This is a genomic window from Sphingobium sp. 22B (assembly GCF_001580035.1).
Lineage (GTDB): Bacteria > Pseudomonadota > Alphaproteobacteria > Sphingomonadales > Sphingomonadaceae > Sphingobium > Sphingobium fuliginis.
The window spans coordinates 78,928-92,785 of the sequence record NZ_LTAB01000002.1 but is presented as its reverse complement, the minus strand read 5'-3'; the positions used below and the strand labels follow the sequence as shown (position 1 = coordinate 92,785).

The 13,858-nt window shown below is 65.4% G+C and carries 7 protein-coding genes; 6 read left to right on the top strand and 1 reads right to left on the bottom strand.

Going from position 1 to position 13,858, the window contains the following annotated elements; all coding sequences use genetic code 11:
- Positions 1–110: 110 nt before the first annotated feature.
- The 4 genes from A0J57_RS03450 (at position 111) to A0J57_RS03435 (ending at position 9,381) form a co-directional block, all read left to right on the top strand.
- The gene (locus A0J57_RS03450; protein ID WP_061936745.1) at positions 111–1,502 is read left to right on the top strand and encodes a multiheme c-type cytochrome; all 1,392 of its coding nucleotides are present in this window, start codon (positions 111–113) and stop codon (positions 1,500–1,502) included.
- Positions 1,499–3,472, top strand: coding sequence for a heme-binding protein (locus A0J57_RS03445; RefSeq protein WP_061936742.1), 1,974 nt, complete (start codon positions 1,499–1,501; stop codon positions 3,470–3,472). Before A0J57_RS03450 ends, A0J57_RS03445 begins: the two co-directional genes overlap by 4 nt.
- A 3-nt stretch (positions 3,473–3,475) precedes the next feature.
- On the top strand, positions 3,476–5,299 hold the full coding sequence (locus A0J57_RS03440) for a hypothetical protein (RefSeq protein ID WP_061936739.1): 1,824 nt from the start codon (positions 3,476–3,478) through the stop codon (positions 5,297–5,299).
- Positions 5,300–5,403: 104 nt separating this feature from the next.
- Positions 5,404–9,381 (top strand): LVIVD repeat-containing protein, encoded by a 3,978-nt coding sequence (locus A0J57_RS03435; protein WP_061936736.1) that lies wholly within the window; start codon positions 5,404–5,406, stop codon positions 9,379–9,381.
- An 8-nt stretch (positions 9,382–9,389) separates the two neighbouring features.
- Here A0J57_RS03435 and A0J57_RS03430 read toward each other — a convergent pair whose 3' ends face one another.
- Positions 9,390–10,325: a tetratricopeptide repeat protein gene (locus A0J57_RS03430; RefSeq protein WP_235600773.1), complete on the bottom strand. Its 936-nt coding sequence runs from the start codon at positions 10,323–10,325 to the stop codon at positions 9,390–9,392.
- A 138-nt stretch (positions 10,326–10,463) separates the two neighbouring features.
- On the opposite strand from A0J57_RS03430, the gene A0J57_RS03425 reads away from it, so the two are divergent.
- Positions 10,464–12,977: a cyclic nucleotide-binding domain-containing protein gene (locus A0J57_RS03425; protein WP_061936789.1), complete on the top strand. Its 2,514-nt coding sequence runs from the start codon at positions 10,464–10,466 to the stop codon at positions 12,975–12,977.
- On the top strand, positions 12,977–13,855 hold the full coding sequence (locus tag A0J57_RS03420) for a hypothetical protein (RefSeq protein WP_061936730.1): 879 nt from the start codon (positions 12,977–12,979) through the stop codon (positions 13,853–13,855). The genes A0J57_RS03425 and A0J57_RS03420 overlap by 1 nt, the downstream gene beginning before the upstream one ends.
- The last annotated feature ends 3 nt before the right edge of the window (positions 13,856–13,858 follow it).

The following is a 13,858-nucleotide window of genomic DNA, read 5'->3' as shown; positions in this document are numbered from 1 at the left end:
CGGCGGACAAAGGTAAAACGGGATTGAAACAACGGGTTGAACCCGTAGAGAGAAATGCACGGCGGACGCAGGGGAAAGCATCCGAATCAGCCGGCACGGGGGCGTGACGAATGGGGGGCGGTAAGCGCAGGGTGATAGGCAGGTCCTTGGGCGGCATGGCGCTGGGCGTCATGCTGCTGGGATGGCTGCTGCTGTCGGGCCTGCCCGGTGGCGAATGGGGCGTGGCGGATGCCGCGCCGGCGGCACGCGCCTACACTGGCGTAGCCTCCTGCGCGGGGTCCACCTGCCATGGCCGGATGGAGGGCGACGGCAAGGTCGTGCGTCAGGACGAACTGATGCGGTGGCAGGAGCCGTCGACGCCGGGCGGCGCCCACAGCCGCGCCCATGCCGTGCTGAACGGCACGCGCGGCCAGCAGATCGCGGCGACATTGGGGCTGGGCGACGCCGCCTCCGCGCCGGCCTGTCTTGGCTGCCATTCCACCCCGGCGGCGGCGCGCGGCGCGCGTTTCCTGACGCAGGATGGCGTCGGCTGCGAGGCCTGCCATGGCCCGGCGAGCGGCTGGATCGCCTCCCACTATGCCGTGGGCGCGAGCCATGCCGCCAATGTCGCGGCGGGCATGACGCCGCTCGACCGGCCGCAGGCACGGGCATCGGTCTGCCTCGATTGCCATTTCGGCAGCGCGCGGGACGATCAGTTCGTCACGCACCGCATCATGGCGGCGGGTCATCCGCGCATCTCCTTCGAACTCGACCTCTTCTCCTCCATGCAGGCGCATCATGACGAGGATGGCGACTATGCGCGGCGCAAGGGGCGGACAGACAGCCTGAAGCTCTGGGCCGTGGGGCAGGCGATGGCGGTGGAACGGGCGCTGACCCTCTATGCCGGGGCAAAGGGGACGGAGGGGACCTTCCCCGAATTCTATTTCTTCGATTGCCAGAGCTGCCACCGCCGCATCTACGACCAGGCCGAGCGCAGCAAGACCTGGGAAGCCAATCCGGGCCGGCCGATTCCAGCGGGCATGCCGCCCTTCAATGACGAGAACATGATCCTGCTGTCCGCGGCGGCGCGTGTGGCCGCGCCGGGACTGGCCGGGCGCTTCGATGCGGACAGCCGCGCCTTCCATGCTGCGATTGCGCGGGATCGGGCCGGGGCGGTCGCGGCGGCGGGCAGGCTGGCGGGCAGCGCGCGAGCGCTGGCGGATGCCTTTGCGGCTGGCGGGATGCAGGGCGACATGGCCTTCGCCATCGTGCGCGAGATTGCGGGCAGCGCCATTTCGCCGCGCTTCACCGATTATGAGGGGTCGGTGCAGGCGGTGATGGCGGTCGACACGCTGCTCAACGGTCTGGTGAAATCCGGGCGCGTCACCATCGGCGCGGCGGCGGGCATCCGGGCGGACGTCAACCGCGCCTATGCAGCCGTCAGGGAGCCGAACGGCTATCGCCCCGGCGATTTCCGCGCCGCACTGGGCAGCGCGGCGCGCAGCATCGGGGCGCTGCAATGAGGGCGCAGCACCATCGGCTGAGCGCACTCGCCGCGAGCGCAGCGTTGATCCTCTCCTCCTGCGGCGGGGGAGGCGGCGGCGGCAGCGGCACGCCGACGCCAGCGCCCACCCCGACGCCAACGCCGGCCAGCCTCTATGGGACGCCCGCGCAGGAATCGCTGACGGTCGCGGATGTCGAAACCGTGGTGGCGCATGCCGTGGCGGAGGCAAGGGCGCGCAACCTGCCCGCCTTGATCGCCGTGACCGACCGGGTGGGCAATGTGCTCGCGGTCTTCCGCATGACCGGCGCGCGGGCAGGCGCCACCACCAGCGCCGCACCCAATGGCGACAATATCGACGCGCAGAACCTGACCGTTCCCGCAGAGGCCGGCGCCATCGCCAAGGCGATCACCGGCGCCTATCTGTCGAGCGGCGGCAACGCCTTTTCGACCCGCACGGCGAGCATGATCGTGCAGCAGCATTTTCCGCCCGCGCCGACCACGGCCGGGCTGGAAAGCGGGCCGCTGTTCGGCGTGCAGTTCAGCCAATTGCCCTGTTCCGACCTTTCGGCGCGCTTCGTCTCCTCGGGCGCGCAGGCGATGATCGGGCCGAAGCGGTCGCCCTTGGGGCTTGCGGCCGATCCGGGGGGCTTCCCGCTCTACAAGAATGGCGTGGTGGTCGGCGGCATCGGCGTCATGGCGGACGGCGTCTATGGCTCCGACGGCAATGTGCTGGACGACGACAATGATCCGGAAGAATATATCGCGCTGGCGGGAACCCTGGGGTTCGAGGCGCCCGAGACTGTCCGCGCTGATCGCATCACGGTGGACGGCACCTCGCTGCGCTATTCCGATGCGGCCTATTCCGGGCTGATCGCGACGGGTGCGGTGAGCTTCGCCGCGATCAACGGAAGCGAAGGCGCGCTGGTCGCGGTGCGCGGCTATTATGGCGATCCCGCGCCGATGATCCTGGCGGGTGTCGCTTATGGTACAGAGGCGTCGGGCGTCCGGCGGGCTAGGTCCGCCGAATTTTCCAAGACCGACGCCTTCGTCCTGACCGACGGGTCAGGCAATGACCGCTTCCCCATCCGCGCCGGAACCGACGCCGGCGATGTGGCGCAGCCGCTCACGACGGCGGAAGTGACCGCGATCCTCGAAGAAGCCTTCACCGTCATGAGCCGGGCGCGGGCGCAGATCCGCCAGCCGCTGGACAGCCGGGCGCAGGTGACGATCAGTCTGGTCGATACGCGCGGGCAGGCGCTGGGCATCGTCCGGTCGCCCGACGCGCCGATATTCGGCACGGATGTGAGTTTGCAGAAGGCGCGGACGGCGGCCTTCTTCTCCGGTTCCCACGCGGCGGCGGACCTGCTGGGCAGCAGCAGCGCCGATGTGGCGGCCTTCGTGGGGAAGGCGCGGACCTTCCTTAACGATCCGTCCGCGTTGACCGGCCGATATGCCTTCACCGACCGCGCCAACGGCAATCTGTCCCGGCCCTATTTCCCGGATGGCGAGGTGGGGCGGCCTAATGGGCCATTTTCCCGGCCCATCGCGCAGTTCAATCCCTTCTCCACCGGGCTGCAATCGGCGTTGGTGGTGGGCGATCTGGCCGCGCATCTGGCCTTTGTAACGGGCGCGAGCGCAAGCGATACGCCGCAGCGTTGCTCGGCGGTGCCGACCGTCTCCGGCCAGAACCGGGTGCAGAACGGCATTCAGATCTTTCCCGGTTCCGTGCCCATCTATCGCGGCAATGTGCTGGTCGGCGCGATTGGCGTGTCGGGCGACGGCATCGATCAGGACGATATGATCGGCTTCCTTGGCCTCCACAATGCCGGGGCGCGCGTGGGCGGGTTCGGCAATGCGCCCGCCGCGATCCGGTCGGATCAGATCGTGGTGGACCTGGGCAATGCGAATGTGCGGCTGCGCTATGTTCAATGTCCGATCGCGCCTTTTCTCGACAGCAGCACCAATGATGCCTGTCCGGTGGGGCTGTAGGGTATGGGGCTGACCGCGCTTTTGCCATTGTTCGCGCTGGCTCAGCCCGGCGAGCCGGTGCCGCCGCCTCCGCCGGAAAACTGGCGGGAGATTTTGGACGCGGACGGGCAGTCCATCGAAGGCCGCCGTCGTCCGGGCTATGAAGCGCCGCTGCCCGACGCGGTGACGCAGGACAACAACGGCGCGGTGCGGGCGCCGCCGCCGGAGGCTTTTCCGACCGATCAGGTGCCGATCCCCGACCGCTGGCGATTGATCGAGAGTCTGGGCGTGGTGAAGGAGCGCTGGTTCGATCCCTATCACCAGAACACGCTGAAGGGCGACCGGCCCATCGACCGGGAAAAGGCGAAGTGGCTGCCGATCAGGGGCGACGACTGGTTCTTCGTCGCCAATGCGGTGAGCGATAGCGTGCTGGAACCACGGACCTTCCCGATTCCGGTGGGCGTGCAGACGACGGAGCGGCCGGGCAGCATCGATGTCTTCGGCAAGGATGCGAGCTATGTGTTCAGCCAGACCTTCATCGGCGGCGTGGCGCTCATCAAGGGCGCGACCGCCTTCAAGCCGCCGGAGATCGAATATCGGCTGACGCTGGCGCTCAACGTCAATCATGTGAACGTGCCCGAACGGCGCGTGCTGTTCGTGCAGCCTTCCAGGCCGTCGCATCGCACCGACCATTTTCTGGGGGTGCAGGAAGCCTTTGTCGACTATCATCTGGCCAATACGTCGGATCGTTATGATTTCCGGTCGGTGCGTGTGGGTATTCAGCCGTTCCAGTCGGATTTTCGCGGCTTCCTGTTCAATGATCAGCAGTTGGGAATAAGGCTGTTCGGCAATCGCGACAATAATCGCTTTCAGTTCAATCTGGCGGCTTTCTGGCGGTTGGAGAAGGATACGAATAGTGGGCTGAATTCCGTCGTGCAGTCGCCGCGCAACGATTGGGTTTTTGTCGCCAATCTGTATCGGCAGGACTTTCTGGTCCTCGGTCTCACCAGCCAGATCACCGCCGTCTACAATATGAACCGTGAGAAGCGGGACGTGGAGATTGACGATAATGGTTTTCCGGTGCGTCCGGCGTTGCTCGGCGACTTGCGGGGGCGGGAATATGATGTCGTCTATCTGGGCTATAATGCCGATGGGCGGATCGGGCGGGTGAACCTGACGGCGTCGCTTTATGGCGCGCTGGGGGAGGATCGGAACAGTTTCTTCACGTCGAAACCTGCGCGGATTCGGGCTTTTTTCGCCGCCGCCGAAGCGAGCGTCGACAAGGACTGGATGCGGTTCCGCATTTCCGGCCTCTATGCCAGCGGCGACGGCGATCCCCACGACAATCGCGAAAACGGGTTCGATGCGATTTTCGAGAATCCCGTCTTTGCCGGCGCGGACACCAGCTATTGGATCAGGCAGACCATTCCCTTTGCGGGCGGCGGGCGCGTGATCGGGATCAATGGGCGCAACGGCATCCTGAACTCGCTGCGTTCATCGAAGGAGCAGGGGCAGTCGAACTTCAACAATCCGGGCACGATGCTGCTGGGGGCGGGGGCGGATTTCGACCTGATGCCGGAACTGCGGGTTTCAGCCAATGCCAATCATCTCTGGTTCCAGAATACGGCCACGCTTCAGGTGCTGCGCAATGAGGGCAGCATTCCCAGGGCCATTGGCTGGGACCTGTCGACGGCGGCGATCTGGCGACCCAGGGCGACGCAGAACATCGTCTTCCGCCTGTCGGGCGCGACCCTGTTGCCGGGCGCGGGATTTCGCGACCTCTTCACCAATAGCGAGCGCAACCGGAACTATTATTCCGTGCTCGCCAATTTGATCTTGAGTTACTGATGCGTTGGCCTTTTTCCCCTCTGTCATTCCCGCGAAGGCGGGAATCCATCTCCGGCGCTGCGTCCAGACGACGGGGTGGGAGATGGATTCCCGCCTCCGCGGGAATGACGGTGGTGGTGGTACTTGCGGCGTTGCTCCTTCCCGTGGCTATCCTCCACGCATCCGACGCCGAAAAGCCGGTGGAGCGCCGCTATGCTCCCGCGCCGCCCGCGCCGATGAGCCAGACCGCTGAACAGGTCGCGGCGAAATCGGACGGCTGCTATAGCTGCCACAGCAAGACCGACGAGCCGTCCATGCATGCCACCCCGGCGGTCATGCTGGGCTGCACCGACTGCCATGGCGGCAATGCGGCGGTGCGGGGCGATCCCGCATTGGGCTTCGAAGACCCCGCCTATGTCGCGGCGCGGGAGAAGGCGCATGTGCTGCCGCGCTATCCCAAAAGCTGGCATTATCCCTCCTCGGCCAATCCGCAGCGGACTTACACGTTGCTGAACCGGGAGGCGCCGGAGTTTGTGCGCTTCGTCAATCCCAGCGACTATCGGGTGGCGCGGGACGCCTGCGGGTCATGCCATATGCAGGTCATCGAGGCGGCGGAGCGTTCGCTGATGGCGTCGGGCGCGATGCTGTGGGGCGGGGCGGCCTATAATAATGGGATCGTGCCGTTCAAGAACTACATCTTCGGCGAGGCCTATACCAAGGATGGGAAACCTGCGAAGATCGTCTCGCCCGGCAGCCCGCCCGGCACGCTGACCGCCGAACAGAAGGCGCGCGGCGCTCTGGCGGAACTTTATCCGCTGCCGACATGGCAGGTGATCCCGCCCGGCGACGTCTTCCGCGTATTCGAACGCGGTGGGCGCAATATCGGCACGCAATTTCCCGAAATCGGCCTGCCCAATCCCACCGGATCGATCCAGCGGCTGGAGGAGCCGGGGCGGCCCGACCTCAAACAATCCAATCGCGGCCCCGGAACGGGTTTGCGCGTGGCGATTCCGGCGCTCAACATCCACAAGACCCGCCTCAACGATCCCTATATGTGGTTCATGGGGACCAACGACCAGCCGGGCGATTATCGCCATTCGGGCTGTTCGGGGTGCCATGTCGTCTACGCCAACGACCGCGAGCCGCGCCACAGCCTGATCTACGCCCAATATGGCCGCGACGGGCAGACCGCCACGGTCGATCCCACCATCGCGGCCAAGACGAGCCATGGCGGGTTGAAAGGCCCGCATGGCGAGACCGTCAAGCCGGATCATCCGGCCAGCCCCGAACACCCTGTCGGCGCCGTCAAGGAAAGCGGCCATCCGATCCGCCACGCCTTCACCCGCGCCATCCCGACTGCCCAGTGCATGAACTGCCACATGCACCAGCCCAATATCTTCCTGAACAGCTATCTGGGCTACACCATGTGGGACTATGAGTCCGACGCGCCGTTGATGTGGCCGGAAAAGCAGAAATATCCGACCGCCGCGCAAGTGCATGAGACGCTGGAGCGCAATCCGGAAGGGGCTTCCCCACGCGGCAAATGGGCGGACCTGGAATTTCTGCGCAACGTCTACGACCTGAACGACAAGGCGAAGGATACGCAGTTCGCGGACTATCACGGCCATGGCTGGAATTTCCGCGGCGTGTTCAAGCGCGACCGGGAGGGCAATCTGCTCGACGCGGACGGCAATATCGTGTCGCCCGACGATCCGGAAAAATGGCGCAGGAAGGGGGAGGACAAGTTCGTCCCCGTCGGCACCAATCCCGGCAAGTCCGTGCACCTGATGGACATTCATGCCGAAAAGGGCCTGCAATGCGCCGACTGCCATTTCGCGCAGGACAGCCACGGCAACGGCTTCATCTATGGCGAAGTGGCGAACGCCATCGAGATCGGGTGCAAGGACTGCCATGGCACGGCGGACGCCTATCCGACGTTGCTGACCTCCGGTCCGGCCGCGCCGCCCAAGGGCACCAATCTCGCCCTACTGCGCAATCCGGACGGCAAGCGGCGCTTCGAATGGTATTTCGATGCCAGCGGGCGGCAACGGCTGATCCAGCGGTCGATCGTCGATCCGAAACTGGAGTGGGAAGTGAGCCTGGTGAAGGATTCGGTCGACCCCGCCAATCCGCACTTCAACGCCAAGGCCGCCCGCGCCAAGCTGATGAGCCGTTCGGGCGCGGAGGATGGCAGCTTCGCCTTCGGTCCCGGCGTCGCGAAGGAAGACCGGGCGCATGGTGACGACAACATGGCCTGCTTCACCTGCCATCTGAGCTGGACCACCAGTTGCGGCGGCTGTCACCTGCCCATCGAGGCGAACTGGAAGACGTCGCTCCACCATTATGACGGGGAGGAGACGCGCAACTTCGCCACTTACAATCCCCAGGTGGCGCGCGACGAGATGTTCCAGCTTGGCAAGCACATGACCACCAAGGGCAATGAAACCGCCCCGGTTCGCTCGACGTCGGCGCTGGTCCTGTCGTCCACCAACATCAATCGCGAGCGCATCTATATCCAGCAGCCGCCCATATCCGGCATCGGCTTCTCGTCGCAGGCCTTCGCACCCCATTTCCCGCATACGGTGCGCCGGACGGAGACGAAGACCTGCACTGACTGCCATTTGTCGGCCAAGGACGACAACAACGCCATCATGTCGCAATTGCTGCTGCTCGGCACCAATTTCGTGAACTTCGTGGGGTTGAATGCCTGGATGGGGCTGGAGGGTGGGTTCGAGGCGATCCGCGTCACCGAATGGGACGAGCCGCAGGCGGTGATCGGCAGCTATCTCCAGAAATATGCCTATCCCGACTATTGGAAGCTGCATGTCGAGCAGAACAAGCGGGAACTCAAGGATTGGGTGCGCGGCAAATATTTCGACAAGAAGGCGTCGGGCGAGACCCAGGCCGTGGAGGAATTCCGCAATGTCGTGAAGGGCACGGCGGGCCGCGTCGGATGCCTGCAACTGCGCGGCGAATATATGTATGTCGCCGAAGGGAAGGGCGGTTTCCGCGTCTATGACGTGGCGTCCATCGCCAACAAGGGCTTTTCCGAGCCGATAGTGAGCGGGCCTTTCTCGAAGCTTGGCCATGATGCGGGCATTCGCACGAAGAACGCGACCTGCATGGCGCTGGCCACCAACCAGCCGGTCAATCCGCTGCGCAACACGCCGGAACTGCGCCGGATCAATCAGGAGCAGGCTTTCCTGCCGATCTACAGCTATGCGGCGGTGACGGACAGCGTCGAGGGGCTGATCATGGTCAATATCGAGACCATGGCCGATGGCGAGTTCCGCAACAATTTCCTGAAGCGGGCCGTCACCTGGAATCCCGATGGCGTGCTGAACGGAGCGCGGCACATCCAGTTGGCGGGGCAGGTCGCCTATATCACCGCCGACGCCGGATTGGTGGTGGTGGACCTCAGCGATCCGCTCCATCCCCGCCTCGCCGCCGTCCGCCCGATGAAGGACGCGCGGGCAAGCGCGATCCAGTTCCGCTATCTGTGGGTCACGGATGCGGAGGGCCTGAAGCTCTTCGACGTGACGAAGCTCACCGATCCGGTGGCGATGCCGTCCGCCACCGTGCCGCTGGCCGATGCGCGCCGCATCTATCTCGCCCGGACCTATGCCTATGTCGCGGCCAAGTCCGAAGGGCTGGCGATCGTCAACATCACCAACCCGTTGCGGCCGGTCGTCTATGCGAAGGAGACGTTCGGCGGGCAGATGACCGATGTGGAGGATGTGATCGTCGGCACCACCAATGCGTCGCTGTTCGCCTATGTCGCGGACGGCCGGAACGGGCTCAAGGTGATCCAGCTCACCAGTCCGGCCAGCCAGCCGAATTTCTATGGCTTTTCACCCGCGCCCAAGCCGGAACTGATTGCCTGGGCAAGGACGCCTTCGCCGGCTTTGGCGCTGTCCAAGGGGCTGGACCGCGACCGGGCGGTCGATGAAACGGGCGGGCAGATCGCAGTGTTCGGACGCCTTGGCTCGCGGCCCTTCACCCGCCCGGAAATGGAGCGACTGTTCCTGAACTCCAGGGGGATTCCCTATAAGGTCAGCGACGAGGTGGATATGAAGGGCTGGCGACCGCCTCTGCTGCGCTGAGCCGGGTTTCAGACGCCCGGCACGCCCAATATCCGCGCCTCACCCCTGATCCGTCCCGCCTGCGCCGGATTGGCCGACCGCGCCTGCGCATAGGCCGCCGCCGCCTTGCCCGTCTCGCCCAGCTTCATGCGGCTGCGCATCAGCATGATCCAGCCGTCGACATTGCCCGGATTGGCCTTCAGCCTGGCCTCCAGGCTGGCCACCATCCCCTCGACCATCGCATCCTGCTGCCCCTTGGGAAGCTGCGCCGCGGCCTGCATCTGCTCGCGGCTTGGACCCGGTATCGCCGCTGCCGCCACGGACATGCCCGCGCCCATGGGAGGATGCGGCGCGGTCGGCTTCACCGCCGCCAGCCGCTCCGCGACATTGATGCCGTTGATCTTTCCCACCTGCTCTATCGTCCGGCGCAGATCGGCTTCCCATGGCGCGCCCGGCGGCGTGTCGCCCAGCAGGGCCAGCCAGTCGCGGATCGCGCCGTCATGATCCTTAGCCAGATCCTTGCGCACCGCCAGGAAATAACGTGCCCTGGGGTCCTTGGGGTCGAGCGAGATCGCCTTGTCGAAGGCGTCGGCCGCCTCCTTCGGCATGGGATCGCGCTCGCTCGCCATCACTGCCGCTTCGCCGAGCGAGGACCAGAAGGTGGCGTTCCCCGGCGCCAGCTTCGTCGCATGGCGATAGGCGCGCACCGCATCGGCATGGCGGCCGCTCTCGAAATAGGCCCAGCCCAGCCTCTGCCAGCCCTCCGCATCGTTGGGATTGGCCCCCACCCGGTCCTGTAGCGCGCGGATCGCCGCTTCCGGGTCGCTCGGCCCTTCGTTCCTCAGCGGCGAGGGCAGGACGGGTGCTTTCGTCTCCTCCGGCGCGTGCGTCAGATTATAGCCGATCGATACGGCGGCGATGCCGACCGCGCCCATCAGGACCACGCGCCTCCAGTTCCAACCCATTATTCTTCCACTCCCCGGCTGTTCCCCGCGATCTTCTCTAGCGTGACGCTGCGGAAATGATAGAGTGCCGCCCGGGACAGGCATCCGGTAACAGCCGGAACGCAGGGGCATATTGGGGGATAATCATTGACTGACCGCGTGCGTATCGCGATCGTCGGATCGGGGCCGGCGGGGCTGAGTGCGGCCGCGCGCGCCGCTGCATTGGGGCTTTCGCACCTGCTGATCGAGAAGACGGACCATCTGTCCGACACCATCTTCAAATATCAGAAGGGCAAGCATGTGATGGCGACGCCCAGCCAGCTCGTGCTGCGGTCCGACTGCGATTTCGAGGCGGGCAAGCGCGAAGCGATTCTCGACCGCTGGAACGCGCAGGCGGCGGACCAAGGCGTCAATGTCGCCTATAATGCGGAGGTGAAGGCGATTGTCGGCATCGGCGATCCCATCCCCGGCAGCATCCAGAAGATCGTCGAGCGCAGGCGCGACGGCACGACCGAAACGAAGGAAATCCAGCGGCTCGCTCCGCCCTATCGACTGACCCTGAGCGACGGGCGGGATGTGATTGCCGATGCGGTCGTCATGGCCATCGGCACGCAGGGCAATCCCAATGTGATGCGTGTGCCGGGCGCCGACCTGCCCCATGTCCAATATCAGCTGGACGATCCGGGGGAATATAATGACGAGCATATCTTCGTCGTCGGCACGGGCGATGCGGGCATAGAAAACGCCTTGGGCCTCGCCGCCGACGAGGCGCAGGGCAATGCCGTCACCATCCTCAACCGCTCGACCGAGTTCGCCAGCGCCAAGGCCGCGAATGTCAAGGCGCTGATGGCCGCCGCTGAAGCGGGACGCCTTGCCATCATGACCGAAACCACCACGGCGAAGGTCGAACCCGGTTTCATCACGCTCGACAGCCGCGACGGCGAGGTGAAGCTGAAATGCGACCGCATCATCGCCCGCATGGGTTCCGCCCCGCCGCGCGCCTTTGTGGAGAGTTGCGGCATTGAGTTCACCAGCGGCGACCGCCTGGCCTTCCCGAAATTGTCGCCGGTATTCGAAAGCACCGCCCCCGGCATTTTCGTGATCGGCGCGCTGGCGGGTTATCCGCTGATCAAGCATTGCATGAACCAGGGTTATGACGTCGTCGAATATATCAACGGCAATCGCGATCTGAAGCCCGCCGACGAACCCATACTCGCCGCCAAATTCGCGGGTTTGCCGGAAAAGAAGAGCGTCGCGGACTGGCTGGAGCATCTGCGCGCCAACGTCGCCATCCTGGAGGGCCTTTCTCCCCTCCAGATGCGCGAATTCATGCTGGACAGCGAAGTGCGCGCCTATCGCAGGGACGATGTGATCTTCGAGAAGTTCGATCCCGGCTCCTCGCTCTTCGGCATCGCGCGGGGGCAGGCGCTGGTTGAGGTCGCGCCGGGCGTCGACATACCCATCGACCAGGGATCGATCTTCGGAGAAGTCGGCCTCATTTCCGGCCGCCGCCGCGGCGCGACCGTGCGGGCGGGCGCGGACTCGATCATGGTGGAGGTGTCGCGCACGGCGGCGCTCAAGCTCATGTCCTCCAACCCGCCGGCCAAGCGCGCCATCACCCGCATCTCGACCGAACGGCAACTGCTCCAGATGTTCGGCGCCGGCCTGACCCCGGCGGATCTTGCCGACATTCTCGACACGGCGGAAATCCGGACCGTGAAGGCGGGGGAAGCGATCCTCAGCGAAGGCGACCTTGGCAATGACATCTATGTGATCCGGGTCGGCTCCATGATCGTGGAGAAGAAGATCGGCGGGAAAAACGTCTTCCTCTCCTATCTTCCCGCCGGCAGCTATGTGGGGGAAATGGCGCTGATCGCGGGCGGGCCGCGCACGGCCACGGTCAAGGCGACGGTCAAGTCGGAGGTCATCAGGCTGAATGGCGACGCCTTCGCCCGGCTGATGGCCGCCAAGCCCGCCCTGCTGGAACGCGCCCGCCGCGACATGGCGGCGCGGCAGGACGTCAACGCCTTCATCGAAAGCCGCAAGGACAGCTTCTCCACCGTTGTCGACATGTATTCGGAAACGGCGAAGTTCCTGGTCGACAACGGCATCGGCGAAGCGACGGACGTGCTGCTGATCGACGAACATCTCTGCGTCGGCTGCGACAATTGCGAAAAGGCCTGCGCGGACAGTCACGACGGCCTCTCCCGCCTCGATCGGGAGGCGGGCCGGACCTATGCCCATCTGCATGTGCCGACGAGCTGCCGCCATTGCGAGCATCCGCACTGCATGGCCGACTGCCCGCCCAACGCCATCCATCGCGGCCCCGATGGAGAGGTCTTCATCGACGAGACCTGCATCGGCTGCGGCAATTGCCAGCGCAACTGCCCCTATGGCGTGATCCGCATGGACAGCGTGCCGCCCAGGAAGCCGGGCCTGCTGAACTGGATGTTCTTCGGCGCAGGCCCCGGCCCCGGCGAACCATCGAAGAAATGGCGCGCCAAAAATGCGGAGACCGGCGTCGAAAAGCCGAAGAAGGCCATCAAATGCGACATGTGCTCCGGCATTGAGGGCGGCCCGGCCTGCGTCCGCGCCTGCCCCACCGGCGCGGCCATCCGTGTCGCGCCGGAGGATTTCCTGACGGTCGCCCGGCTGGGCGGGGAGGCGCGCTGATGGCTGCCGGAGCCGCCAGCCCCATTCGCCGCGCCAAGGGTGAAGTGCTGCATGACGGCTTTCTTCGTCACGCCGGTTTCCGCTGGCTGAAGATCGCGACGCTGATCTGCGTCCTGTCGATCGCCAGCTACATGCTGGTCGACGTCACGCCGCGTCATAATGGCGGGAGCTGGTACGGCTATGTCATGGGCATGATCGGCGTGCTGCTGATCCTTTGGCTGACCCTGCTCGGCCTGCGCAAGCGGGCGATGACGCGGGGACGCTGGTCGCTCAAGGCCTGGACCTCCGCCCATGTCTATCTCGGCCTTAGCCTGATCGTCATCGCCACGCTGCACACCGGCTTCCAGCTCGGATGGAATGTCCATACCCTCGCCTATGCGCTGATGATGCTGGTGATCCTGTCGGGTCTGTTCGGCATCGCCGTCTATGCGACCCTGCCCGCCGCGCTCAGCAACAACCGCGCCGAAATGACGCAGGTGCAGATGCTCGACGCGGTGCGCGCCATCGACCGGCAACTGCATGATGCCGCGCAGCCATTGACCCATGAACAGGCCGCGCTGGTGCGCCGGTCGCTGGAGGATGATCCCTTCGGCGGCGGCCTGATCGCCCGCCTGTCGGGCCGCTATCCCCGCTGCGCCACGGCGAGGGCGCAGGCTGCGCTGCGCCGCTGGACGGGCGAGACGCCCGATACCGGCAACGACCCGCTGGAGAGGATCGACGCCCTGCTGGAGCGCAAGCAGGCCATGCTGGCCCGTCTGCGCCGCCACCTGAAGCTGAAGGCGCTGCTGGAAATCTGGCTCTACGTCCATGTGCCTGCCACCTTCGCCCTGCTGGCCGCGCTGACCGCGCATGTCGTCAGCGTCTTCTTCTACTGGTGAGCC

Bases quoted from the DNA above. Each gene is read 5' to 3' on its own strand.
- A0J57_RS03445 (WP_061936742.1), top strand. From the start codon at position 1,499: ATGAGGGCGCAGCACCATCGGCTGAGCGCACTCGCCGCGAGCGCAGCG.
- A0J57_RS03420 (WP_061936730.1), top strand. From the start codon at position 12,977: ATGGCTGCCGGAGCCGCCAGCCCCATTCGCCGCGCCAAGGGTGAAGTG.
- A0J57_RS03440 (WP_061936739.1), top strand. From the start codon at position 3,476: ATGGGGCTGACCGCGCTTTTGCCATTGTTCGCGCTGGCTCAGCCCGGC.
- A0J57_RS03430 (WP_235600773.1), bottom strand. From the start codon at position 10,325: ATGGGTTGGAACTGGAGGCGCGTGGTCCTGATGGGCGCGGTCGGCATC.
- A0J57_RS03435 (WP_061936736.1), top strand. From the start codon at position 5,404: ATGACGGTGGTGGTGGTACTTGCGGCGTTGCTCCTTCCCGTGGCTATC.
- A0J57_RS03450 (WP_061936745.1), top strand. From the start codon at position 111: ATGGGGGGCGGTAAGCGCAGGGTGATAGGCAGGTCCTTGGGCGGCATG.